The sequence below is a fragment of the Alkalihalobacillus sp. BA299 genome (genome assembly GCF_017745675.1).
Classification (GTDB): Bacteria; Bacillota; Bacilli; order Bacillales; family Bacillaceae_F; genus Alkalihalobacterium.
This window is the reverse complement of sequence record NZ_JAFLJM010000002.1, coordinates 149,203-173,648: the sequence shown is the minus strand read 5'-3', so window position 1 is coordinate 173,648 and position 24,446 is coordinate 149,203. Positions and strand designations below refer to the sequence as shown.

The window sequence follows — 24,446 nt, the reverse complement described above, 5'->3', positions numbered from 1 at the left end:
GATTGAAATGGATCAATTAAAAGTCGGTGTGTTTGGCTGTGGAGCGATGGGAAGAGGGATCATTAAAAATCTGGTCAAGGGTGGTTATGAAGTATTTGCTTATGACGTAAATGATCAAGCAATGCATTCGGTGATAGAACTAGGAGCTACCCCGATCTATAACAAAGAGCTGATTTTTAGGCAAGTTCATTACTTGTTTACTTCATTACCAACAACTGAACTCGTTGAAGAAACGATTGCTGGGGAAAATGGTGCCCTGCACTTCATGAGTAGTGGCACCTATATTCTAGATGTTAGTACGTCGGATGTGGAAACGACACGGCGCATTTTTGAGCAAGCAAAGCAAAAGGGGATTTCCTATTTTGATTGTCCATTAAGCGGTGGACCCGATGGAGCTGACAAAGGGGAGCTAACGATTGTTGTTGGTGGGGATGAAGTTCAATTTGAACACATCTCCCCGCTGCTCCGTGTCATTGGAAAAGAGATTGAATACATCGGTGAGTCAGGCTCTGGTCAGGTAATTAAGCTGTGTAACAACATTGTGGTCGCGGGGATTGTGACCTTGCTTAGCGAATCTTTGTTAACCGGAGTGAAAGCGGGAGTTCCAGCTGAAAAGATCGCAAGTATGTTTCAAAAAGGCTCTGCGCAAACTAAAGTGATGTCTGTTTTTGGTCCTAATTTAATCAGTGGTGACCATGAAAATGTAAAGTTTATGCTTCAGCACATGTCTAAAGATATTCAATTATATATGGATCTAGCGAAGCAAGAGAAGATCCCAACCTTTTTCAGTGCTATGGTAGATAATTTTTACACCATTGCGAAAAATAATGGAAAAGGAGCGTTGGATACGTCTGCAGTTAGTCAAGTGCTAGAAGTTTTGACTGGTGCTACCATTGTTTCAAAATAATTTAGAGGAGGAATTTACATGTCTGAAGAAAGAAAGAATCTTTGGAAAGACTGGCGTTTACATGCAATTGTTCTTGCCATTGTAATTTTAACAGAGTTTATTGGCATCCATCAGTTTACGGTTGGTCCTGGAGTAATTTTATTATTACCTATGCTTTATGCCATTATTATCGGTCTTGCATTATACTTCACACCAATCGTTAAAGAAAAGCAATCCAAGAATGCAGAACCATTAATCGTTTTAGGGGTAACTTTACTAATTGCGAAAATTGGCGTTATTATTGGTCCTTCATTACCTAAAATTATTGCTGCAGGTCCAGCGTTATTGCTGCAGGAATTCGGTAACTTAGGAACGATCCTGTTAGCTTTACCAGTCGCTGTATTTTTAGGTCTAAAGAGAGAAAGTATCGGGATGACACACTCGGTTGCCCGTGAGCCGAACGTTGGTCTAATCATGGATAAATTTGGTTTTGACTCACCTGAAGGGCGTGGGGTAATGTCTATTTATATTTTCGGTACTGTATTTGGTGCTGTATTTATGGGTCTTATCTCTGGATTTTTAGCTACCCTTACGCCACTTCATCCTTTATCGTTTGCGATGGCATCGGGTATTGGTAGTGGTAGTATGATGGCTGCTGCAAGTGGATCGCTCGTTGCGGCATTCCCTGACTTGGAAACGGATATACTTGCCTTTGCTGGCGCAAGTAACTTATTATCCTTATCGACAGGGCTATATATGAGTATCTTTATTGGACTTCCATTAACTGAAAAGTTCTATGATATATTGACGAAAAGAAAGCAGAAAAAAGAAGAAGCTAAAGCAGGGAAAGGAGCGTAATACGATGCTGAAAAATATTCAAGAATGGACATTATTATTAGTTATATTTGGCGTTGTTTCGCTACTTGGCAACTGGGTAGGCTATGATGTACTGCCAATGACTGCGATACCTGGGATGATTATCCTTGTTCTCATCTGCCTTGTAGGCTTAATCATTCAAAAAATCATACCTGTTAATATTCCAAGTGTTGCTTATGTTGCGATCGTCGGTATCCTTGTTTCGATGCCGTGGATGCCAGGCTCAACGCAAATTATCGAATGGACCAATAGTGTCAACCTATTAGCCTTAGCGACACCGATCTTAGCTTATGCGGGTATCGCCATCGGCCGTTCATGGACAGACTTCGTCAAGCTCGGCTGGAGAAGTATCGTCGTTGCTATGTGCGTCATGCTTGGGACATTCCTTGGCTCCGCACTAATAGCCGAAGTAATTTTGCGGATGCAGGGGATTATTTAAGTGATGCGGGGTCTGACTCTGACCCCACTCTCCAACGAGTTAATGGGAGATATGCCGAAGAAAAGAAAGAAAAGTTGAGGGAAAGTTTGTTAGAGTAGGTTGTATTGGGTGCCTGTCATCATCAAAAATTCAGCTGGTTTGGTTGAATTAAATGTAGTATAGAGAGGTTGAATAAGTGAAGAGTTTGCTAGATTAGTCGTTATGCTCATCTGTGGTAGGTGAGCATAACGACTATTTTTTATGAGGGACTCCCTGCTGTAATTGATAGTTTTTTAAACGAATGTTAAATGGAGACAGTTTTACTAGTTGTCGAAATATAGTTAGATTTGCCGAGAAATCTTTAAAACGGTGAAAGTTGAAAATAAATCACTAAAAGTTAAAAATAAATTACCCAAAGTCGAAGATAAATGCAACGAAGTCAAAAATAAATTACCCAAAGTCGAAGATAAATGCAACGAAGTCAAAAATAAAGCCGCTTTTTAACACGAATGGACGATGATTTCAGCATAAGAGTCGGTGGAAATCCACTGTTTTGCTCTGCCTGAAACGGAAATGAACGAAGTTGGACATTACATCACGGCAAACTCGTGAATTTAGCCCAAATCGCCTAGTGGAGATCGCAAAAGGAATATCTATTATCTAGTCGATGTGTATTTTCGTTCCGTCAAACTTTGTTAAAGTAAAACCATGAAAATTTTCATTATACGTTTTCCTGTAATCACGAAGAACCTGAAGTGCAACAGCTTCTCCGAATTTGATCCCTTCGATCCCGTCAGAGCGCCAATGGAGACCTGCTGTATCTCGGCCGAGAGCAATATTGGAAGCGAGTTTATTCAATTCACCACCTAATGTCAAAGTAGAGCCTTGATATGGAACTAATGAATCGCCATCTTGGCTCGCTGTTACTGGATTCGGGATGACAAAGGCTTCATTAAAAAAGGCCTTAAGGACGGTGACACCAGCTCCAGCAATGCATGCGTGCCCAGCTGGATAAGCGGGGTGTGTTGGACATCCTTCCGGGTATGAAATTGGTAAAAGGTAAGTCCCGTATTGACTGAATACTTTAGATATAGCTTGAGAATGAAGTAGTTCTTGATGAATCGGGTAATTTGCGGCACCTGTTACATGATTATGAACCCGTCCGCCAAATTCCTCTGGTCTGAGTCTGCGGTGAACACAAAACTTTTGAAACCATGCAGCCTCTAACGCTATCCTTGTCACTTTTGTTACTAAATCTAATATATGTGGGCCACCAAAGGTAACAAAGCCGCCTTGATTTGCTGATTTCAAGTAGGGGTTGTTCGGACTTAGTGCTTCTTTTCCGTAATGAGTTAATATTAAACAAACAGAAAGTAGACATTGATATGAGAAGTCATGGTGAACATATTCCCCTAAGTCACGACCGTTCCGAATGTACCGAGGTGTTGGGTCTGAAGTTGAGGAGGCAGGGTTTCCGCCGTTTTGGATATTCAACCATTCTTCATATTCCGTCATGTGATCAGACCCCGCTAATGCCGTCCGATAACGTTGCGTGATTGTTGTTGCTCCAAAGGGAATGTCTTTCCACAAGAATTGTGAAATAAAAGGTCCTTCGAGATCGCCCGGTGTATCACCGCGAAACAACGTACATGTTGTAACAGTCCCATTGTCTTTCGGGCCGCGAAAGTCTGAAAAACCAGAGAGTTCTGATGCTGCTTCTATAGTGAGCGGGTTAGTATCATAATCTTCAAATGGGACGTCACGAGTTAATGCTCTCCAGTATACTTCAGCCATTTCGCCGGCTTCCCAGGCACTGCTGAAGGCGGGAGGGACAGGTAAACCTAGTTGATGACAATCAGCACCGATGAGGTCATAAGCAAAGGCGGCTTGTGGATTGGCCAGCTTGGTATTTCCACCAAGTGGAATGGCTTCAAAATCGTCTGGATCCCCACTTTTTAATGCTTTCATAAAAGATTGATAGGCTTTAAGGTCGACTTCACCAAGAGAATTATGCGGTAATGCTTTAGAAAAGTTTGCTATTTTATTAGAAAAAAGAAATTCATCTCCGTTACATTGATGATCGACAAGAGAAAGCTCCCTGTGCAATCGTGCGGTATCTTTACGTAGATGATAGGCTTTTTTTCTTCGTTCTTTTCCAGTCATAGGTCCGAGTACACATTTCTTTTTTTTCTTCCCCACGGGGATCAACACCTTTCGCATAGTATAGATGCATTAGTGTATGCATGATTCCGTCACAGTGACTCCCCGAACAATTTATAATAAACCGATTGTATTGACACCGCCTCTAACATTTTTTGAATTACGGAAAAAATAGGGTGTACAAAAAATTAATAGTTGTGTCGATATAAATGAAGGGAACAGAAAATTTTAAGATCAATAATGGTAACAAACACTTTTATAAGTTGAAAATACAAAGTTTAATTATTGGAGGAAAATTATGCTTAATAATAAAACAATATTAGTCACTGGCGGAACGGGTTCTTTCGGTAAAAAATTTATTTCTAAGGTATTAGAACATGATGTAAAAAAGGTAATTGTTTTTAGTAGAGATGAATTAAAACAATTTGAAATGGCACAAGAATTTACTGACCCAAGAATGAGGTTTTTTATTGGTGATGTAAGAGATAAGGATCGTTTGTATAGAGCTTTTGACGGAGTAGACATTGTTATTCACGCTGCTGCATTAAAGCATGTTGGCGCTTGTGAATATAATCCTTTTGAAGCAGTAAAAACTAATATTCACGGAGCACAAAATATTATTGAAGCGGCTATTGATCGTGGGGTTCAAAAAGTTATAGCGCTTAGTACGGATAAGGCAGCTAGCCCTGTAAACCTCTATGGAGCAACCAAGTTAGCTTCTGATAAACTATTTGTCGCAGCTAATTCTTATGCTGGTGACAAAGAAACAAGATTTGCGGTAGTCCGTTATGGAAATGTCGTGGGTAGCCGTGGTAGTGTAGTTCCATTCTTTAAGGGAATTAAACAAACGGGAGAACTTCCAATTACGGATGAGCGTATGACGCGTTTTTGGATCACTCTTGAGCAAGGAGTACAATTTGTTATTGACAACCTTGAACGGATGAAGGGTGGAGAAATCTTTGTGCCTAAAATTCCAAGTATGAAAGTTACTGATTTAGCAGAAGCAATTGCCCCGGAATGTAAAATCAAGATTGTAGGTATTCGTCCAGGCGAAAAGCTGCATGAAGCAATGATTACTGAGGATGATGCTCGTAGAACATTAGAATACGACACATATTATGTGATTCAACCAGAATTCCCATGGTGGCGTGAAGAGTATTCGAATGGTGGTAAAGTATTACCTGATGGATTTAGCTATGTAAGTAATGTAAATGATGATTGGTTAACTGTTGATGAATTAAGAGAATTAGTGAAGGAATAATCGTATTCTTCTATACGATTAATGGAAGGAAGTTTGTTTTGGATACTAAACCGATTAGAGATAATTATTTACCTTATGGCAGTCAGTGGATTGAGGAAGATGATATTCAAGCAGTAGTTGATGTTTTAAAAAGTAATTATTTAACTACAGGACCAACTGTAAAAAAATTCGAAGAAGAATTTGCTGAATATGTAGGAGCTCAATACGCAGTATCGTTTTCTAATGGAACTGCTGCACTTCATGGTGCTTGTTTTGCGGCTGGGATAGGTCAAGGGGATGAAGTAATTACTACTCCGATGACCTTTGCTGCAAGTGCTAACTGCGTGTTGTATCAAGGTGGAGAACCCGTTTTTGCAGATATTGATGATAAGACTTATAATATTGATCCAAAAAAAGTTGAAGAACTTATCAATGAGAAAACAAAAGCGATTATTCCCGTACATTTCACTGGACAACCTGTAGCATTAGACGAAATACATGCTTTAGCTAAAGAGCATAATTTAGTAGTTATAGAAGATGCAGCACATGCCTTGGGGGCCACTTATAAGGAAAATAAAATAGGTTCAATTAGTGATATGACAATGTTTAGTCTTCATCCAGTTAAACATATTACATCTGGTGAAGGTGGCATAATTACAACAAATGATAAAAATTATTATGAGAAATTGGTTCAATTTCGGTCACATGGTATTACTCGAGATAATGATAAGCTGATTGAAAATCACGGACCTTGGTATTACGAAATGCAATTTCTCGGATTTAATTACCGCTTAACTGATATTCAAGCAGTGTTAGGATCTAGTCAACTACAAAAAATAGATCGCTTTGTTGAGTTGAGAAGAAAATATATTGATATGTATAACATAGCCTTTAATGAAATTTCCCAAATTACTGTTCCTTACCAAGCGGAGGGTTGTAACTCTAGTTGGCATCTTTATATCATTCGTTTAAATTTAGAACAGTTAACCGGGACAAGAAAGGAAATCTTTAAAGGATTACAACTTCAAAATATTGGTGTAAATGTTCACTATATACCTGTACATCAACTACCTTACTATCAACAAATAGGGTATAAAAGGGGCATTTGTCCTAATGCGGAAAAGTTGTATGAAGAAATAATTACTCTACCTCTCTTTCCTAAAATGACAGAAGACGATGTGAATGATGTAATCGCGGCTGTAAAAAAAGTAATTAATCAATACAGAAAGTAGGGGAAAGGATGAAAATTGGAGCAATCATACAAGCTAGAATGGGTTCAACACGACTATCTGGCAAAGTAATGAAACAAATAATGGGGAAAACCGTCCTTTCTCATGTAATAGAGCGTGTAAAACAATCTAAGTTAATTGAAGATATTGTGATAGCAACAACAGTGCATGAAAGAGATAATAATATAGAAGCTGAAGCATTGAAATGTGGCCTTAGCGTTTTTAGAGGAAGTGAAGATGACGTACTCAGTCGTTATTACTATGCTGCTAAACAACATAACACTGATGTTATTATTAGAATTACATCCGATTGTCCTGTAATTGACCCCATTGTCATAGATGAAATAATTAGCTGCTATTTGGAAGGGCAATATGATCTTGTGACAAATGCAGGATCGGATCTTACACAAAGAACTTATCCACGCGGATTAGATACGGAAGTTTTTTCTTTTAAGGCGTTAGAAGATGCCTTTGTTAATGCTAAGGAAAAGTATCAAAGTGAGCATGTTACGCCTTATATTTATGAGCAGAGTCATAAAATTTATTACTTTAAAAATGATGTTGATTATTCAAGATATCGTTTGACTCTAGATACTAAAGAGGATTTTGAGTTAATCAGTGAAATTTATAAACGAATGTATAAAGGAAGGCACGATTTTTATTTGAATGATATTATCGAGCTTTTTGAGCGGGAGCCAAACCTTTTCAATATAAATGCACATATTGAACAAAAGAAAATCAACTAAACAAAAGGATGAAGATGATGAGGGTGTTGATTTTTACAGAAGGCGGTAGTCGGATTGGGTTAGGACATATTTCTAGGTGTAGCTCTTTATATGATGAATTAGAGGCTAGAAGGATTGAAGTTGAATTTATTATATATGGGGATATAAATGAAAATGAGATTATTCAGAACAAAAGATCTAAAGTCACCAACTGGTTTTCAAAGGAATTTCTAAATCAATATATTAAAAAGAGTGACTATTGTATTGTAGATTCATATTTGGCTAGTGAAGATTTATATCGAGTGATTTCGAACCGTGCAAAAGAATGTTTATTTATTGATGATAATGCAAGGGTTAAATATCCTAAGGGAATTATTGTTAATCCGTCTCTTTTTACGAATGCAGTGATGTATCCTAAAAATGATCATAGCTGCTTTTTACTTGGACATAAATATATTATTTTAAGAAGACCTTTTATTCAAGTGAAGAGAGAGACTCTAAAAACTAAAGTGACAGAAGTCCTGATAACCTTAGGTGGATCTGATATCCACAATCTTACGCCTGTCATACTAGATCTATTTGTTAGTAAATATCCAAACATTACTTTTCATGTAGTCCTTGGGAATGCATTTAATAATGCCATTCAAATAAAAAAAATTAATTCTAAAAATATGAATTTCTACGAGAATGCTACAGCTGAAGAAATGAAAAACATTATGTTAAAGTCTGATCTTGCAATTACAGCAGCAGGGCAGACCATTTATGAGTTAATGGCAACACAAACTCCCTTTATACCTATAAAGGTTATAGATAATCAGAAAAATAATATTGAAGGGTTAAAAAAGCTTAGGCTTATCGAAACCGACCTTTATTATAAAGATCCATTATTTAAAGATAAGTTAATAGTTAAATTTGAGAAAATGCTGGACTTTTGCAAGAGGAAAGAATTTTCTAGTAAAAATAAAAATGTTATAGACGGATTAGGTACTAAACGAATTATTGATGCTTTAACTCAGGGAGAGGTTATGAAGGATTATTTTTATTTAAGAGATATTAAAGAAGAAGATATTCGTGAAGTTTTTAACTTATCTAATGAAGATTATGTTAGACAATACTCGATTAATACCCAAAAAATTAGTTGGGAAGAACATGTAAATTGGTTTGAAAACATTATGAAATCAAAAGATAATGTTTTTTATGTAGTTACAGACTGTACCAATCAATTTTTAGGTCAATTGAGGTACAAAATAGAGAATCGCTCAGCGATAGTGAGTATAAGCTTATGTAAATCAATTACAGGAAAAGGTTTAAGTAATCAATTCCTAATCGAGAGTATTAAGCGTATAAGTAATGAAAGAAATGAGTTAAAAAAGGTCATAGCCTTTGTATCAGACAAAAATATTGCATCAAAAAAGCTCTTTGAAAAAGCAGGGTTTTTATTAAATGAAAATAATAACGGGATGCTAAAGTACATTTATTCAATAAATAAAGGAGAATGATAAATGCTTATTGACAAATTTGACATTTCAAAAAAAGTATTAATCATTGCAGAGATGTCAGCTAACCATGGACACGATATAACGATTGCAAAAGATACAATAAAAGCTGCAAAAGAAGCGGGTGCAGATGCTATCAAATTACAAACATACACTGCTGATACAATAACGATTAATTGTGATAATGAGTACTTTAGATTAGATCAGGGGACAATTTGGGACGGAAGAACCCTATATGATCTTTATCAAGAAGCCTATACCCCGTGGGAATGGCATGAAGAGTTAATAGATTATGCGTATGAGCTTGGCTTGATTTGTTTTTCGAGCCCGTTCGATCAATCAGCAGTCGATTTTCTCGAGAAATTCGATGTTCCCGCCTATAAGGTAGCCTCGTTTGAAATTACAGATTTACCGTTGATTGAGTATATTGCATCTAAGGGAAAACCTATCATCATTTCTACTGGCATTGCCACCCTTGGTGAAATCGATGACGCAGTTCAAGCTTGTAAAAGAATAGGTAACGATCAAGTTATATTGTTAAAATGCACATCTGCCTATCCAGCAAAGATTGAAGATGCGAACCTACTAACTATGCAAAATTTAAAAGAAACATTTAACGTTGAAGTAGGTTTGTCCGATCATACATTAGGGGTAACAGTACCAATTGTTTCAGTTGCTTTAGGTGCAAGAGTTATCGAAAAGCATTTTATTTTAGATAAAAGTATTGGTGGACCGGATGCAAGTTTTTCAATGGACAAAGAAGAATTTAAATTATTAGTTGATTCGGTAAGGGACGCAGAAGAATCGTTAGGAACGGTTAATTATGAGCTAACAGAAAAAAAGATCAAAAGTAGAGAGTTTTCTCGTTCTTTATTTGTTGTAGAAGATATAAAAGAAGGAGAGGTTTTTACAAACGGAAATGTTAGGTCGATTAGGCCAGGCTACGGGCTTAAACCTCAACATATCAAATTCGTACTTGGTAAAAAAGCAAGACAAGATATTCTTAAGGGAACGCCGCTTAGTTGGGATATTATTATGTAATCGGAGTATAAGTACTAGTCAGTGAGAATTGTAAATATCTCATAAAAACAACCCTAAACATAGGCTCGATTATGATGGTGCATCATTTTCGGGTCTTTTTCGTGTGAAAATGTAGGGTCGTAGCAATACTCACGATGAAAATGTAGGGCCTTAGCAATATTTACGATGAACATAAAATGAATGAAGTTATTACCAAACGGTTAATTATTTTTACTGTTTCACCTAGAAAAATGACCGGTTTCCCTGAAATTATGAACACTATTAACAAAATGTTAACGAAACATTACTATTTATTAACTACTAGTCAACAAGTCCTTAATACTCACTTGTTAAGATTAAAGCAACTTAAGAGGGAGGCGATAAGTGATTGAAATGGGTTCTAGATGTGAAGCTTATAATATTTGACCTCGATGGAACCTTATACGAGGATAACTCATCTGTTAGTAGGTTTGTTGAACATTTGTTAGTAAATACATCTTATGAAAAGGACATTCCATATTACCAGAAACAATTAATTGCAATCTTAAGAGGAGATCATGGTATTCAGTTAGGAAGCTATTATGATCCTAAATCGAAGTATGCTCTTAATATAGTAGATGGACAAGTGAAGACGGCGATGAACTGGGAAGGGAAGCAGACGGAGTTTCCTATGGATACGGATAAGTTAATGTATAGTAAGGATCACCAAGACCTCCTCATATATATTGGCACTCCATGGAACTTGTTTTCAATGCTAACGGGTCTACTTGAACTTTCTACTGAAAAGCACCAAGACGCCATTAGAAAGTTAAGATACGAAATGGTGATGAACCGTACGATCACTCGTCATGATCGGTTACAAAAAACAATAAGAAATCTACCGTTGAAAAAGGTGCTAATATCCAATACGTATGAAGCTTCTGGCAAGGAATTTTTAACGTATCTCCAATTAGAACAAGCGTTTAATGAAATCATTTTTAGCGCACGTAAGCCTGGTGGTATGAAACATTATATTGATGAAGCTTTGAACAACGGAATCAAGCCTCATCAGATTCTATCGATTGGTGACAATTGGGTTCATGATCTAGATTATGTTACACAAGTTGGAGGAAGAACCTGCTGGGTCAATCCGTATCGAGGTTATAGTCATCATTCGGTCGACATTCGTGTTCACAACCTTGATGAATTAAATACTTTTTTGCAGAACTTCATTACGCCTAGAGAAAATGCTGTGTAAAGGATGAGTGAAAGATGGAGAAGGTAAAAAACGAACTGGTTTTCTTTGGTGGCCTCCATACTGTCGGTGGAGTACATGTTTTATTTGGGAGAGGGAATACGGGGTTAATGTTTGATTTCGGATTAAAGTTAACGCCGACCCTATTTAATCATGCAGTGAAGCCACACCCAAAAAAAGAGATTCAGCAGTTATTATATACGAGGCTAGCTCCACCCATATTAGGTCTTTATGATGTAGAAAGAGTAAAGGATGTCAATGAGGATGGACTTCAGAATATGTGGAAAATGAATTCTTTCCCTGAATATTCCAACCTACAAATCTTTATTAGTCATATGCATCAAGATCATATGGCGTTGCTACCATACGCGAAAGAAAACATCCCTGTCTACATGCATAATGATGCTCATTCATTGTATAAAGGGCTAACAAAATCAAATGAAAAACTGTTATCCAAAGCGAAAATAGTAGGTTTGGAGCATGGAGAAAAAGTAACCTTTGAAGATTTTGAGTTAACTTTATTTGAAGTCGATCATAATTCACCAGGAACTTCGGGATTTATATTGGAAAGTCCTGAATATACGATTGCTTTTACAGGTGATTGGCGCTGGCATGGCAGACATCCCGAGCGAATCGATCGGTTTATTCAAGAATGTAAACAGCGGGAAATTGATGTACTTATAACAGAGGGAACGAGAATTCGGAACGAAACCCTTTGGGACCACCAAAAAACCAAAAAGGAACAAACTGTTCTAGAGGAATTTACGTCTATTTTGCAAATGAAACCAGGGAAATTATATGTCAATGTCCATCCTAGAGATGTGGAGAGACTCGTTGATTTTATGATGCTGGCGTTAGAGTCTGGGCGTTCCTTCGTGCTGTCTAAGCAAGTAGCAACAACGTTATATCATAGTTTAATAGAAGGCATATCCGTTTTAAAAGAACATCCGATCATCAACCGATTAGCTGAAATCAACGTCTTGAGTGAGTCAACAGAAGGCTTAAATGACCTGCCTTTTCAAGCGATCTCTACCGATGAAATAAAGCGAAGCCCTGAAAAGTATTGTATTCATTGTATGTATGAAGATTTGCCTTTAGTCTCTGAATTTGAAGTGGACGTGAAAAGTAACAAACCATCGTATTACGTTCATGCCGATAGTCCGCCACTTAGAAATAACGACCCGTTACTACTTGAGTGGTTGAAAAATTTCAATGTGGAATACCATTATTTATCCAATCGTGGACATGCTCAGCCTGAAGAAGTTTCTTACTTCGTTAATGAGATCAAGCCAAAAGTGGTCATTCCACTTCATAGTCCACAGCCTTCTTTATTAGTAACAGATACTGCTTTAAAGTATTGCCCATATTATGGAGAATCTGTAATCATCAATGAACTAATTGATGGAAAATCGAAAGGAGAATTCAAGTGAAAAAAATCGTTTCAATGATGGTCTTAATTTGTTTAATGGCGGTAGGTTTGTTAGCGTGTCAGGGGAAAAGTACGACAGTATCAAATGAAACAGTTACAAGTAGTAATGAAACAAAGAATGAGCAAGGAAACAATGAAGCTTCAAATGACGAAAAGGTGAAGATCACGTATTGGCATACGCACAATGAGACAACTGAAGATGGTTTTAATTATATGCTTGAAGAATTTAATAAAAAGTATCCAAACATAGAAGTTGAACATGTATTCCAAGGGAATTACGGGGACCTTTCAAAGAAAATTACAGCTTCTTTAGCTGCTGGCGATACTCCAGATGTTGCCTTAATTGAATCAGCTCTTTTACCAAACTTTGCGGAAAGTGAAGTGTTTGAAGATTTACAACCATACTTTGAGAAGGATGCTGTAGATGTAGCAGATTTTTCTAAAGGGATGCTCGATGCTTATAAATATAAAGGAACTCAATATGCGGTTCCGTTTATGGTAAGTGCAAGTGTATTCGTTTATAACCAAGAATTATTTGATGAAGCAGGCATTACACCACCACAAACATGGGATGAATTAGAAGAATATGCTGAAAAAATGACGATAAAAGACGGAGACACAACAACACAATATGCTTTTGCTGTTCCAGGGTGGTCTTCTTGGTATTATGATCCATGGATTGTTAATGCAGGCGGAAGTGTCTTAGATGAAAATGGCAATGCGAACATTTCAAGTGAGAAAAGTAAAAAGTTCTTGAAGAAATTCCAGGAGTGGAAGGATAAAGGTCAGATGTTTCTTCCATATGGAAAAGGATCTTCAGGAACAATGAGACAGATGTTTTTTGATAAAGAAATAGCAATGGTGGAGCATACATCACATTTAATCGACTGGTATGAAGAAAATGCTGATTTTGAAGTAGGGGTTTCATTCCTACCTGGTGATGAAAAAAGAACGACGATGATTGGTGGAGCAGGTATTACAATGCTAAGCAATATTCCAGATGAACGTAAAGAAGCAGCGTGGAAGTTCATCGAATTTATGACATCATCAGAACATAACATTGCCTTTAATGATGCAACAGGTTATATTCCTACACGAAAATCTGCCGTTGCTTCTAAGGAAGGACAAAAATTCTTAGAAGAAAACCATGGATATAAAGCGATTATCGAGCAATTTGATAATGTAAATCCTCGTGTACAGCATCCAGCTTATGGTGAGTTCAGCAGTGTGTATAAAAATGTTGTTGGAAAAATTGCTTTAGAAGGTGGAGATGTTGACCAGCTTATGGAGGATGCCAACAAAGAAATCAATGAAATTTTAGCAGATTACTAAAATAAATAAAATAGCGGAAGTTCTAAATGATAGTACTTCCGCTAATTTTTTTAACGTTTAAAAGGTGGAACCGATATGAAAAGATTATTGAACGTATATTCCATAGTACTATTATTTGCTTTAACAATTATTCTATTAACTTCCTGTCAATCTAATCAAACTGTACTAGAGGAGACCAACTTTGCTGATGCACCAATCGAAGGTCAGTTGTCGGTTCGATTTTTTAACTTAGAGGGGGAAGATAAAACAGGTGATGCCTTTCTAGTCACTTCACCAGACGGAATGACCATGTTAATTGACTCAGGGCATAAGAAAAATGGAGCGGAACTAGCAAAAAAGCTTGAAGATTATCAAGTTAGTGATATTGATATTGCGGTAGCCACACATATGCATATTGACCATATTGGAGGGTACTTAACATTAATTGATCATACAAAGATTAATCGTTTTGTCATGCCTAATGTACCGCACTCAACCAACACTTATCAAACCTTTATGAAGAAGATTGAAGATCATGATATACCGGTTGATTACACAAAAGAGAATGATCAATTTTCATTGGGTGAGGACATAAGCATTGAGGTGCTAAATCCCCCTGAAACTGAACTAGAAACACTCACTCATGAACAAATGAATACGCCAGCCTATTTAAATAATCGGTCACTCGTTTTAAAGCTCACTTATAAAAACCACCAATTTTTATTTACAGGCGATCTCTATAAAGAACAAGAAGCCCTGTTGGTCGAAAAATATGGTGACAAATTAAATGCTCATGTAGTTCAAGCTCCACACCATGGAGATAACACATCGTCTTCTCCTTCATTTGTTAAAGCGATTCAACCTGATTATACGGTGATCAGCTCCAATATTCTTCAAAATAAAGGGATATATGATCGGTACCGTAATCATGATAGTGAAGTATTTGTTACAGGTGTAGATGGTGAAATTTTAATTGTTTCGAATGGTGAGGAAATTCATACATTTACGGAAAAAGAAAGAAAGGGAACGTATTTACAATGAGTCAAAAAGCTTATGAAAGAAGAAAGAACATTCTAAATCAGATTGAGGCTTATGGGAACTTAAAGGTAGAAGACTTGTTAAAGCAGTATTCTGTCTCAGCGGAAACGATACGAAGAGATCTTCGAATACTAGAGTCCGAGGGTTTGTTAAAAAAAACATACGGTGGAGCAGCAGTATTAGAAAAAACGACTCGCTATACCCCCTATCAAGAAAGACTTAATATTAATAGTTTGGAAAAACAAGCCATCGGAGAAGCGGGCTCTCGGTTGCTTGAAGAGGGTGACAGTGTATTCATTGAGGGGAAAACGACTTGTTTAGCATTATCAAAGTTAATCCCACCGCATATGGAGCTTACTGTTGTCACGAATTCCATTTATGTCGCTTACAACTTGGCAAGGGAAAATTCTAAAATTAAAGTTTTTTTAGCTGGTGGGCAATTGAATACCGATGGAATGACATATGGCCCAAAGCTCTATCAAGAGTTAAAAGGTTACCGATTTGACAAAGCATTTATATCATCGGTTTCTGTTAATTCTCTCGGTTGTTATTTTTCGAAGCCTGAACCGATGCAATTAGCACAAACTCTACCAGCGCTAACATCTGAACTTATTCTTTTATCTGACTCATCGAAAGTGGGGAAGAGTGCTTTCCTACTTGGTATACCGATTTCTCAAATTCAATACCTAATCACGGATGAAGGTTCTCCAATTGACGTATTACAAAAAATCAAGGATACAGGTTGTAAAGTCATTGTAGCTCCGTTAGAAAACCAAAAAGCCCAATAAGTCCTCTATGAATTAGGATAGGAGTGATAAAGATGAAAGTAAGCATACCTATACGTAAAAGTAATGTGCTGGAAAGGAAAAAGAAAAAAGTATTTCTTTCCTACAAAACTTCTGAAAAAATCAAAGACTTTTCTTTAATTTTACCGGCTCTATTTTTACTTACTCTTTTTACTTATTACCCATTAATCAATACGCTATATTTGAGTTTTACAAAATGGGATTTTATTAAACCTACTAAAAACTTTGTTGGACTTAAAAATTATGAATGGATCTTTACCAACGATTTGTTTTATAAAGTCCTATTAAATACTCTATGGTACACGGTGCTTGATGTTGTTTTAACATTATCCATTGGTATTGTGCTCGCTATATTGTTTGACAAAATTTCAAAAGTATTTAGTGTCATGCGTTTAATCATATTTATGCCGCATTATATTTCAATGGTTATTAGTGCGATGATTTTTATTTGGATCTTTAATGGTCAATATGGGGTATTAAATCAAACCCTCACTTTTTTCGGAATTGATACTGTTAATTGGTTAAATAACCCGAGTACGGCCATGATTGCGATTGTTATTGTTTCGGTATGGAAGGGTGTAGGCTATTCGATGATTATTTTCTTGGCAGGCTTACGAGGAATTCCAAAGGATTATTACGAAGCTGCAGAAATAGATGGTGCCAATCATTTTAAGAAATTCCGATTTATCACACTTCCGCTTTTAACACCAATTACGCTTTTCTTGTTAATCACGTCTATTTTAGGGTCGATGCAAGTCTTTCAATCTGTTGACGTTATGACAGGTGGCGGTCCTTTAGATGCAACCAATGTATTAGTATTTTGGATTTACGAAATGGCGTTTGGTGAGTTTCGGGCTGGCAGGGCATCAGCTGCGGTGATGATCTTATTTGCAATTTTAATTGCCTTAACAGTTATTTTGATGAAAGTTTCGAAGAGAAAAGTTCATTATGAAAGGTAGTGGGAAAAAAAGATGAAGTCCATACGTTTACTGTTTTCAACATCTAGAATATTTATAGCGATTGTCATTACTTTGTTAATGTTTTTCCCGCTCTATTGGATGCTGATTACATCTCTAAAGCCTTTATCAGAAATTAGTAGTGCTGTTCCGACATTATGGCCTCAAACCTTTGTTTGGTCCAATTTCAAAGAAGCCTTTGAAGCGGCGCCATTTGCCACCTATACAATGAATACCGTCATTAAAACGATCGGGATTTTAATTATTAAGTTAAATGTCGATATTTTAGCTGCGTATGCATTTGCGAAAGGGAATTTTAAAGGGAGAGATACACTGTTCATTATTGTTCTTGTGGCCCTCATGATCCCGAATGAAGTAACGTTTATTCCTGTATATGTCATGATGTCAAAATTAGGGTGGATTGATACGTATTGGGGGTTAATCGTTCCGAGTGCCGTTTCGGCTTATGGCATTTTCCTATTAAGACAAGCCTTTAAATCTATTAATAGTGACGTGATCGAAGCGGCAAAAATTGATGGTGCCAATCGGTTCCAAATCATCTATGGAATTATGGTACCTATGGCTAGACCAACCGTTATCACTTTAGCGATTTTCATCGTCATTGGTAGCTGGAATGCCTATTTTTGGCCTCTGATTGTGACGAATTCAGAAAATATGAGGGTATTGACGATGGGGATAGTGATGTTAAAACAAGCGTTTCCAGGTACAGAAGTTGCGAATTGGAACATCATTATGGCAGCAAGTGCGATCACAATGGCTCCAATTGTCATATTATTTGTTATTGCTCAAAAATATATTATGAAAGCCATGGCAAACAACACGTTTAAATAAACATTCTAGTAATTCGATGAAAACAAGCAATTAAAATGCAGATAAACATATAGGAGAAGTGAATATGACTGAATTTAAAAAAACAACAATTTTATTTGATTTAGATGGAACATTATTTGATAGTAAAAATTGCCTTGTCCATGCGGCATATGAAACAACAAAGCGATTTGATCCAAAACGAGATTATCTAGAGTTGTTAGAGCAAAACTTTGGAGTGGTCTACGGTGAAATTTTATCGGCTATAAATCCAGCTCTAGCAACGGAAATTATAGCTTGTTATAAAGAGATCAAAATGAAAAGCTATCCTGAACAAGTTCAGCCATTTCCATTTGTAAAAGAAGGTTTAAACAGCTTATCGCAAAAAGGGTTTAAGCTAGCCATTGTGACGAATCAAGGACGTAAGATAACGGAAGAGATCCTAAAACAGTTTCAATTAGATCAATATTTCGATGTGATTGTGGCCCATGAGGATGTAAAAAACCACAAGCCTGCTCCGGATGCTCTTGAAAAGGCGTTAAGCTTTTTAAATACAAAGCCGGAAAACGCGATTATGGTTGGGGATAGTCGATTTGATATTTTGGCAGCTGAAAAAGCTGGAATTGAATCGGTTTTGATCAATTTATATGGAACGCTCGAACAAAGTAATTGTAAACCAAATTATCTATTTAATACTATTCAAGACTTTTTCACTAACTTTAAAATAGAGGCTGCTTCCTCAACGATTGCAAAGTAGGTGTGGTGTGATCTGGCTACAACGCCACCCGATTATTTAAAACAACATCGACGGCTCTCTTTCATTCATACGAAGAGCTCATCATTCAAAAGTAGTAATAATATTGAAGGAGTCGAACTCAATGGCAAATATTAATTTAAAAAATATCCGTAAAGTTTACGATAAAAATGTTACTGCTGTAGAAGATTTTAATTTAGAAGTGAAAAATAAGGAATTTATTGTATTTGTAGGTCCATCAGGCTGCGGGAAGTCCACTACGTTAAGGATGATTGCAGGGCTAGAGGATATTTCAGAAGGTGAGCTCTATATCGGCGATCGCGTTGTTAATGATGTGGCTCCAAAAGATCGAGATATCGCGATGGTTTTTCAAAATTATGCTTTATACCCTCATATGACGGTCTATGATAATATGGCGTTTGGTTTAAAGCTCAGAAAATTCAAGAAGCATGAAATAAAAGCTAGAGTCGAAGAGGCAGCAAAGATTCTTGGTTTGGAAACGATGCTTGATCGTAAACCGAAAGCACTATCAGGTGGACAAAGACAAAGGGTTGCATTAGGACGCGCAATTGTTCGTGACCCACAGGTGTTTTTAATGGATGAACCATTATCCAACCTAGATGCAAAGCTGCGAGTACAAATGCGTGCTGAAATTACAAAGCTCCATAAACGCTTAAATGCAACAACCATATACGTAACGCATGATCAGACGGAGGCCATGACGATGGCAACGAGAATCGTCGTTATGAAGGATGGTGTGATTCAGCAAGTCGGTAGCCCCAAAGAGGTTTACGACTATCCAGCAAATTTATTTGTGGGCGGCTTTATTGGCTCTCCTTCGATGAATTTTATTGAAGGAACGTTTCATCAAGGGAAGTTTACGACGAAGCATGTAGAAATAAATGTCCCAAATGCGAAAAAGGAAATGTTAGAGAGTATGGGCTATGAAGGAAAATCAATCATTTTAGGAATCCGCCCCGAGCACATTTATTACGACAAAGATGCTGGAAAATTGGACGGGAGTACCGAAGTAAGTGTAAACGTCGATGTTGCTGAATTAATGGGCTCAGAAACCTTTCTCTATTGCGATCTAGAGGATCAGAAAATCATTGCCAGAGTAGATGCAACGCAATCATTTCATAACGGTCAAGCGATCAAGCTCAATTTTGATTTAGAAAAGGCGCACTTTTTTGATCGTGAAACGGAAAAACGAATTCTTATTGAATCCGTAAAAATGGTTCTGTCACTGTGACACCTCGAAACATTTTGTATCACGTTTCCGCAAGTGAGGCTCAAACCCCACTGCACACTAAAAAAAGGCAACGATCTCATACGAGAAGTTGCCTTTTTCGACTATGTCACAGTGATCAAATACACCTTAAAGTTAACTGGTCGTACTCGATAACACTTATATTTGCCGTAAAATGTTCCAGATGATTTTTTTTCATTTGGAACGGATCTTATGTATAAACCATAATCCTTTATTAAACCTGACTATTAATGTCGAAAAAATCTCTTAGCTGCTCTACATGTTTCGCCTTACTTCTCCGAGTAACTCTGTTAAAGTAGATGAAAACGTTTAAGAGAGGGGTGGATTAAGATGTCCTTTGAGTTGTTGCTAGATGCGATATTAGGTGATCGAGAACTATTTCATTCGATTGAATGTACGATCTGTGGGCACGAGGAAATTTACTACATTGACCCAAACTCTAAACAACAAATCGGTAAAGCTTGTTCAAAATGTGGCTTTGTTCAGAAATTTGTATTTGATCATCAAGAGGAGTAAATTAGTAAGGATCTGCGGTTCGAACATGATTTAGAGCCACTTCTCGAATACGTAAGATGTGGTAAATGTTAAAATGTTCCAGACCTGTGGGACAAGCTGTCGATAGAGTTCTGTACCTGTTGCGGTAAGAAAAGCTGTATAACAGTGTCCGAAGAAGTTTGAACGGTAGATTTATAGGCAGTTGGTGATCATCCTTCTTTTTCTTAGATGATGTGCGCTTTTGAATTTTTCTTCTAATTGGTATAATAAAGAAAAGCTGTTAGAAGGTGATAACATGAGCTTGATTCAGCCGAATCAAAAGTATACCTATGGCGATTATTTAAAGTGGGATAATGAACAAAAATGGGAAATCATCGATGGAACACCTTACTGTATGACTCCAGCTCCATCAACTCAGCATCAAAAAATCGTCAGGGAGCTGCTAATTGAATTTGGAACGTTTTTAAGGGGGAAAAAGTGTCAAATTTTTGCAGTACCATTTGATGTTCGTTTGTCATATTCAGAGAAAGATGATGAAGTAAATAATGTTGTTCAACCGGATCTTTCCATTATTTGTGACAAAAGTAAGCTTGATGAGAGAGGCTGTAAAGGAGCTCCGGATTTGGTCATTGAAGTTTTATCGCCAGGAAGTTCTGCAAAAAGAGATAAGCTATCAAAGTATAATCTCTATCAATCCTATGGTGTAAAAGAATATTGGATTGTTGATCCCCATCACGAAAATGTAGAAGTCTTTTTACTAGTGGATGACCATTTTTCAATAAGAGATGTATATTCTCGAGAAGATACGATCGAACCGCAAATCTTTCAAGGGTTTGAGATTTCTTTAGATCAGATTTTTTAAAGTAAAAAGTAATTACCGATGAGCTCACGACGGCTGATCTCAACTTCATTAATAGCTTGGATACATGATTCGAGTTGGAACGGACATTAATAGAAAGTGTTGAATTTTATCGATTTCTGTCGAAAAATCGATAAATAGGCTAAAGTTGAAAATAAAATGTTTAAACTTAAAAATAAACACCTCAATGTTAAAAATAAATGCCTCAAACTTGAAAAAAAGTTATCACACGTTAAAGTTTTGCTCCTAGGATTCCTGTTAGATTAAGGGGAAAGTACATAAAAAGGAAGCATGAGGTAGCGGAGGTTGACAGTAGTCTCAGTAAATTAGCTAAAACCAGCATTATAGACTCAAAATTCTCAAAAAATAGTAAGGTGAAACGTCCCGAGTGATTCATGATCACTTGGGACGTTTGTCGTTATTCGTAGAGCATGTGCCAAATTGTAAATACCACCGTTTCAGGATCCCGCTCCCTGAATCTTTATCTAAAATAACAAGCGATAGTATTATATCCTTATTTTTACAAACAATAGGAAGAATAAAATTGGTTTAAATGAGGATGAAGTATGCTAAATAAATTTCGATTTTCTAAAAGAGTTCAATCGATAAAAAATCCTTCACTCCAAGCGAAGGAAACGGCACAAAATAAAACGGAGCTCACGACAGTTTTAGATGAAAATCTCACTCAGTTGAAAAGCATTTTAGGGAAAAGTGACGATGTAAAGTATAGAGAATTTGAAGTGTATTACAAACAATCCTTCAAAGTATTTATTTGTTTTTTGGATGGACTTGTAAATGAAGATTATATTAATTTACATTTAATTAAGCCATTAATGGAACCTAATTTTATAAACGAAACCTATTTACCATCGGAAGATATCCTTTCGGTTGTTAAAAAAAGGATACTGAGTGCATCGAGCCTCCAAGAAGTCCAAACGATCGATGATGTAATTGAAAGAATTTTATCAGGGGAAACGGCTATTTTCATTGATGGCTCAGCTACCGCTCTTACTGCAAGCACACACGGATTCGAAGCGAGAAATGTGGAACAACCAGATACGGAATCAAATGTAAGAGGTTCACGGGAAGGGTTTAATGAAGTTTTAAAAGTAAATACGTCCTTAATTCGCAGAAAAATCAACAACCCTAATTTGGTTATGGAAAATATGAAGATTGGAAAGCAGACGAAAACAAATATCAGAATCGGTTATATCGAAGGAATTGCTGATGCGAAAATCGTAGATGAAGTCAAGCAGCGATTACAGCGCATCGAAACAGAAACGATATTAGAATCCGGTTACATTGAACAGTTTATTGAGGATCATCCTTATTCGATTTTTCCAACCGTCGGCAATAGTGAAAAGCCTGATAAAGTGGCAGCCAAAATATTAGAGGGAAGAGTCGCAATTTTTTGCGATGGAACTCCGTTTGTATTAACGGTTCCTCATTTATTTATTGAGACGTTACAAGTTGGAGAAGATTATTATTCTCGACCTTATATGGCGTCGTTTATTAGGTTACTGCGCGTATTTGCCTTGTTTGTTACGATCGTTACGCCGGCTTTGTTTGTTGCTGTATCCACCTTTCACCAGGAAATGGTTCCCACTCTTCTGCTCATTACGATGGCAGCGGCTGAAGAAAAAGTCCCTTTTCCTGTTTTTATCGAAGCCATGTTGATGATTATTGCTTTTGAATTACTTAGAGAAGCAGGCGTTCGGATGCCACGACCAGTAGGTTCAGCAATTAGTATTGTCGGAGCACTTGTCATTGGTGAGGCAGCCGTTTCAGCAGGTTTAGTCAGCGCGCCGATGGTTATCGTCGTAGCACTTACTGCCATTACAGGATTTATCGTATCAGCATTAACGGATGCCGTAAGTTTAGCTAGGTTTTTTCTGCTATTTTTAGCAGCTGCCTTTGGTTTTTATGGCATCATGATGGGAATTTTGATTTTATTAGGTCATATGTGTTCTTTACGATCTTTTGGTGCGCCTTATCTAGCACCAATGGCACCGATTATCATGAGGGAGTGGAAGGATGCTTTGGTCCGTATGCCATTATGGACTTTACAATCTAGACCCCAATCGGTATCGTGGAAAAAATCGAAAAGACAGGGACAAAACGCACCTCAACATCCTACACTGAAGGAAGGAGAGGGACAAAGTTGAAGAAAATAGTCATCGTCGTCGTTTTGATCTTATTCTTAGCTGGATGTTGGGACAGAAAAGAATTAACGGAAATAGGAATGGTTGCAGCACTAGCGATTGATCAGAATCCGAAAACTGGGGAATATGAAGTTTCTTCACAATTTTTAAGACCAGCAGCTGAGAGTACACAAACGCCTAGTCCGGAAAGACCCTTTTTAATGGTTACTACGTCTGGAAAAACGATTTTTGAAGCAATGCGAGGTACGAATAAAACAACGGACCGTAAAGGCTTTTTTGCCCATAATAAAGTTATTATCATCAATGAGCGAGTGGCAAAGGAGGGGTTAATCCCTGTTCTTGATGCATTACAAAGAGGAAAAGAAATTAGAGGATATGTATGGCTTTGCATTGCTAAAGATGTCGATGCAAGTAAAATATTAGAAATGAAGTCAGATAACATTGCTCGAATTCCGGCTAAATATATAAATAGCTTGATCGATAATGCCGAACAAGAGGCTGCCAAGATCAATATCTTAACGTTTCAAAAAAAAATGTTAGCTTCAGGAATCGATCCAGTAGCAGGAGTTTTCATCACCGAAAAAACGGTAACCGAACCTTTTGAACGTATAAAGCTGATTGGAGGAGCAGTATTTCAAAAGGATAAATTAAAAGGTTTTTTAAATGACAAGGAAACAAGGGGCTATCACTGGGTAACAGAAGAAAAAGCTGCACAATTAGGAGCCGTTTCTCTTCCCTCCTTATTAGAAGAAGGTAAGTTTGTAACGGTTGAAGTACGAAAGGTACGGTCTCAGATTAAACCGGAAGTAAAAGGAGAAAATCAATTTTCTTTTACGATTGAAGTAAAGGAAGATGGAAGAATCACTGACCAGCAAGCTTCAGAAAAATTTGAAGACCGCAAACAACAAGTGGATTATTTTAGAAAAATAGAGGCAGAAAATAAAAAATTGATCGAGGAAGAAATTGATCTAGCCGTAAAAAAAGCACAACAGTATAAAACAGATATATTTGGCTTTGGCCAAGCTTTAAACAAAGAAAACCCAGAAGTATGGAATAAAGTAAAAGACAACTGGGAGGAAATATTTGCTGATGTTTCCTATGAAGTTAATGCAAATGTTGATATAACAAGTTCAGTACTGCTGCAAGGACCGTTACAACCCGAGTAATCATGCCGTTAGCGTTTAAAAAGTAAAGTAATTGTATGATAGACAAATGATTAGGAGGAAGACGAGACTGTAAATGCTTCCTCCAATA

Annotated in this window: 22 protein-coding genes; 21 read left to right on the top strand and 1 reads right to left on the bottom strand. The window is 37.0% G+C overall.

Annotated features, from left to right (window positions below):
* The first annotated feature begins 7 nt into the window (after positions 1 to 7).
* From J0N78_RS03380 to J0N78_RS03370, 3 genes are all read left to right on the top strand, one after another.
* Entirely contained in the window at positions 8 to 907 is a 900-nt protein-coding gene (locus J0N78_RS03380) for an NAD(P)-dependent oxidoreductase (RefSeq protein WP_209121617.1), read from the top strand.
* Positions 908 to 925: 18 nt separating this feature from the next.
* The gene (locus J0N78_RS03375; protein WP_209121616.1) at positions 926 to 1,744 is read left to right on the top strand and encodes a DUF3100 domain-containing protein; all 819 of its coding nucleotides are present in this window, start codon (positions 926 to 928) and stop codon (positions 1,742 to 1,744) included.
* Between the two features lie 97 nt (positions 1,745 to 1,841).
* Positions 1,842 to 2,201, top strand: a complete 360-nt coding sequence (locus tag J0N78_RS03370) for a hypothetical protein (RefSeq protein ID WP_307794892.1) — start codon at positions 1,842 to 1,844, stop codon at positions 2,199 to 2,201.
* 639 nt (positions 2,202 to 2,840) lie between these two features.
* On the opposite strand, the gene J0N78_RS03365 is transcribed toward J0N78_RS03370, so the two are convergent.
* On the bottom strand, positions 2,841 to 4,343 hold the full coding sequence (locus J0N78_RS03365) for a vanadium-dependent haloperoxidase (RefSeq protein ID WP_247747120.1): 1,503 nt from the start codon (positions 4,341 to 4,343) through the stop codon (positions 2,841 to 2,843).
* A 295-nt stretch (positions 4,344 to 4,638) separates the two neighbouring features.
* Between J0N78_RS03365 and pseB the strand changes: the two genes are divergently transcribed.
* The 18 genes from pseB (at position 4,639) to J0N78_RS03275 (ending at position 24,358) form a co-directional block, all read left to right on the top strand.
* Complete coding sequence (gene pseB / locus J0N78_RS03360; protein WP_209121613.1) at positions 4,639 to 5,601, top strand: UDP-N-acetylglucosamine 4,6-dehydratase (inverting); 963 nt, start codon at positions 4,639 to 4,641, stop codon at positions 5,599 to 5,601.
* Between the two features lie 38 nt (positions 5,602 to 5,639).
* The gene (gene pseC, locus J0N78_RS03355) at positions 5,640 to 6,812 is read left to right on the top strand and encodes a UDP-4-amino-4,6-dideoxy-N-acetyl-beta-L-altrosamine transaminase (RefSeq protein ID WP_209121612.1); all 1,173 of its coding nucleotides are present in this window, start codon (positions 5,640 to 5,642) and stop codon (positions 6,810 to 6,812) included.
* Positions 6,813 to 6,820: 8 nt separating this feature from the next.
* Entirely contained in the window at positions 6,821 to 7,555 is a 735-nt protein-coding gene (locus J0N78_RS03350) for a cytidylyltransferase domain-containing protein (RefSeq protein WP_209121611.1), read from the top strand.
* A gap of 17 nt (positions 7,556 to 7,572) precedes the next feature.
* Entirely contained in the window at positions 7,573 to 9,033 is a 1,461-nt protein-coding gene (pseG, locus tag J0N78_RS03345) for a UDP-2,4-diacetamido-2,4,6-trideoxy-beta-L-altropyranose hydrolase (RefSeq protein WP_209121610.1), read from the top strand.
* A gap of 3 nt (positions 9,034 to 9,036) precedes the next feature.
* Entirely contained in the window at positions 9,037 to 10,071 is a 1,035-nt protein-coding gene (gene pseI / locus J0N78_RS03340; protein WP_209121609.1) for a pseudaminic acid synthase, read from the top strand.
* A 367-nt stretch (positions 10,072 to 10,438) separates the two neighbouring features.
* On the top strand, positions 10,439 to 11,287 hold the full coding sequence (locus J0N78_RS03335) for an HAD family hydrolase (RefSeq protein ID WP_209121608.1): 849 nt from the start codon (positions 10,439 to 10,441) through the stop codon (positions 11,285 to 11,287).
* 14 nt (positions 11,288 to 11,301) lie between these two features.
* Positions 11,302 to 12,714, top strand: coding sequence for an MBL fold metallo-hydrolase (locus J0N78_RS03330; RefSeq protein ID WP_209121607.1), 1,413 nt, complete (start codon positions 11,302 to 11,304; stop codon positions 12,712 to 12,714).
* Complete coding sequence (locus tag J0N78_RS03325) at positions 12,711 to 14,045, top strand: ABC transporter substrate-binding protein (protein WP_307794891.1); 1,335 nt, start codon at positions 12,711 to 12,713, stop codon at positions 14,043 to 14,045. Before J0N78_RS03330 ends, J0N78_RS03325 begins: the two co-directional genes overlap by 4 nt.
* Positions 14,046 to 14,120: 75 nt before the next feature.
* Positions 14,121 to 15,065 (top strand): ComEC/Rec2 family competence protein, encoded by a 945-nt coding sequence (locus tag J0N78_RS03320; RefSeq protein WP_209121606.1) that lies wholly within the window; start codon positions 14,121 to 14,123, stop codon positions 15,063 to 15,065.
* Complete coding sequence (locus J0N78_RS03315; protein WP_209121605.1) at positions 15,062 to 15,850, top strand: DeoR/GlpR family DNA-binding transcription regulator; 789 nt, start codon at positions 15,062 to 15,064, stop codon at positions 15,848 to 15,850. Before J0N78_RS03320 ends, J0N78_RS03315 begins: the two co-directional genes overlap by 4 nt.
* A 32-nt stretch (positions 15,851 to 15,882) precedes the next feature.
* The gene (locus tag J0N78_RS03310) at positions 15,883 to 16,827 is read left to right on the top strand and encodes a carbohydrate ABC transporter permease (protein ID WP_209121604.1); all 945 of its coding nucleotides are present in this window, start codon (positions 15,883 to 15,885) and stop codon (positions 16,825 to 16,827) included.
* Positions 16,828 to 16,839: 12 nt separating this feature from the next.
* Positions 16,840 to 17,676 (top strand): carbohydrate ABC transporter permease, encoded by an 837-nt coding sequence (locus tag J0N78_RS03305; protein ID WP_209121603.1) that lies wholly within the window; start codon positions 16,840 to 16,842, stop codon positions 17,674 to 17,676.
* 64 nt (positions 17,677 to 17,740) lie between these two features.
* Complete coding sequence (locus J0N78_RS03300) at positions 17,741 to 18,409, top strand: HAD family hydrolase (protein WP_209121602.1); 669 nt, start codon at positions 17,741 to 17,743, stop codon at positions 18,407 to 18,409.
* Positions 18,410 to 18,530: 121 nt separating this feature from the next.
* Complete coding sequence (locus J0N78_RS03295; RefSeq protein WP_209121601.1) at positions 18,531 to 19,658, top strand: ABC transporter ATP-binding protein; 1,128 nt, start codon at positions 18,531 to 18,533, stop codon at positions 19,656 to 19,658.
* Between the two features lie 348 nt (positions 19,659 to 20,006).
* The gene (locus tag J0N78_RS03290; RefSeq protein WP_209121600.1) at positions 20,007 to 20,192 is read left to right on the top strand and encodes an acyltransferase; all 186 of its coding nucleotides are present in this window, start codon (positions 20,007 to 20,009) and stop codon (positions 20,190 to 20,192) included.
* Between the two features lie 274 nt (positions 20,193 to 20,466).
* Positions 20,467 to 21,033 (top strand): Uma2 family endonuclease, encoded by a 567-nt coding sequence (locus J0N78_RS03285; RefSeq protein WP_209121599.1) that lies wholly within the window; start codon positions 20,467 to 20,469, stop codon positions 21,031 to 21,033.
* 563 nt (positions 21,034 to 21,596) lie between these two features.
* Complete coding sequence (locus J0N78_RS03280) at positions 21,597 to 23,195, top strand: spore germination protein (protein ID WP_209121598.1); 1,599 nt, start codon at positions 21,597 to 21,599, stop codon at positions 23,193 to 23,195.
* Positions 23,192 to 24,358 (top strand): Ger(x)C family spore germination protein, encoded by a 1,167-nt coding sequence (locus J0N78_RS03275; RefSeq protein ID WP_209121597.1) that lies wholly within the window; start codon positions 23,192 to 23,194, stop codon positions 24,356 to 24,358. The genes J0N78_RS03280 and J0N78_RS03275 overlap by 4 nt, the downstream gene beginning before the upstream one ends.
* Positions 24,359 to 24,446 lie beyond the last annotated feature (88 nt).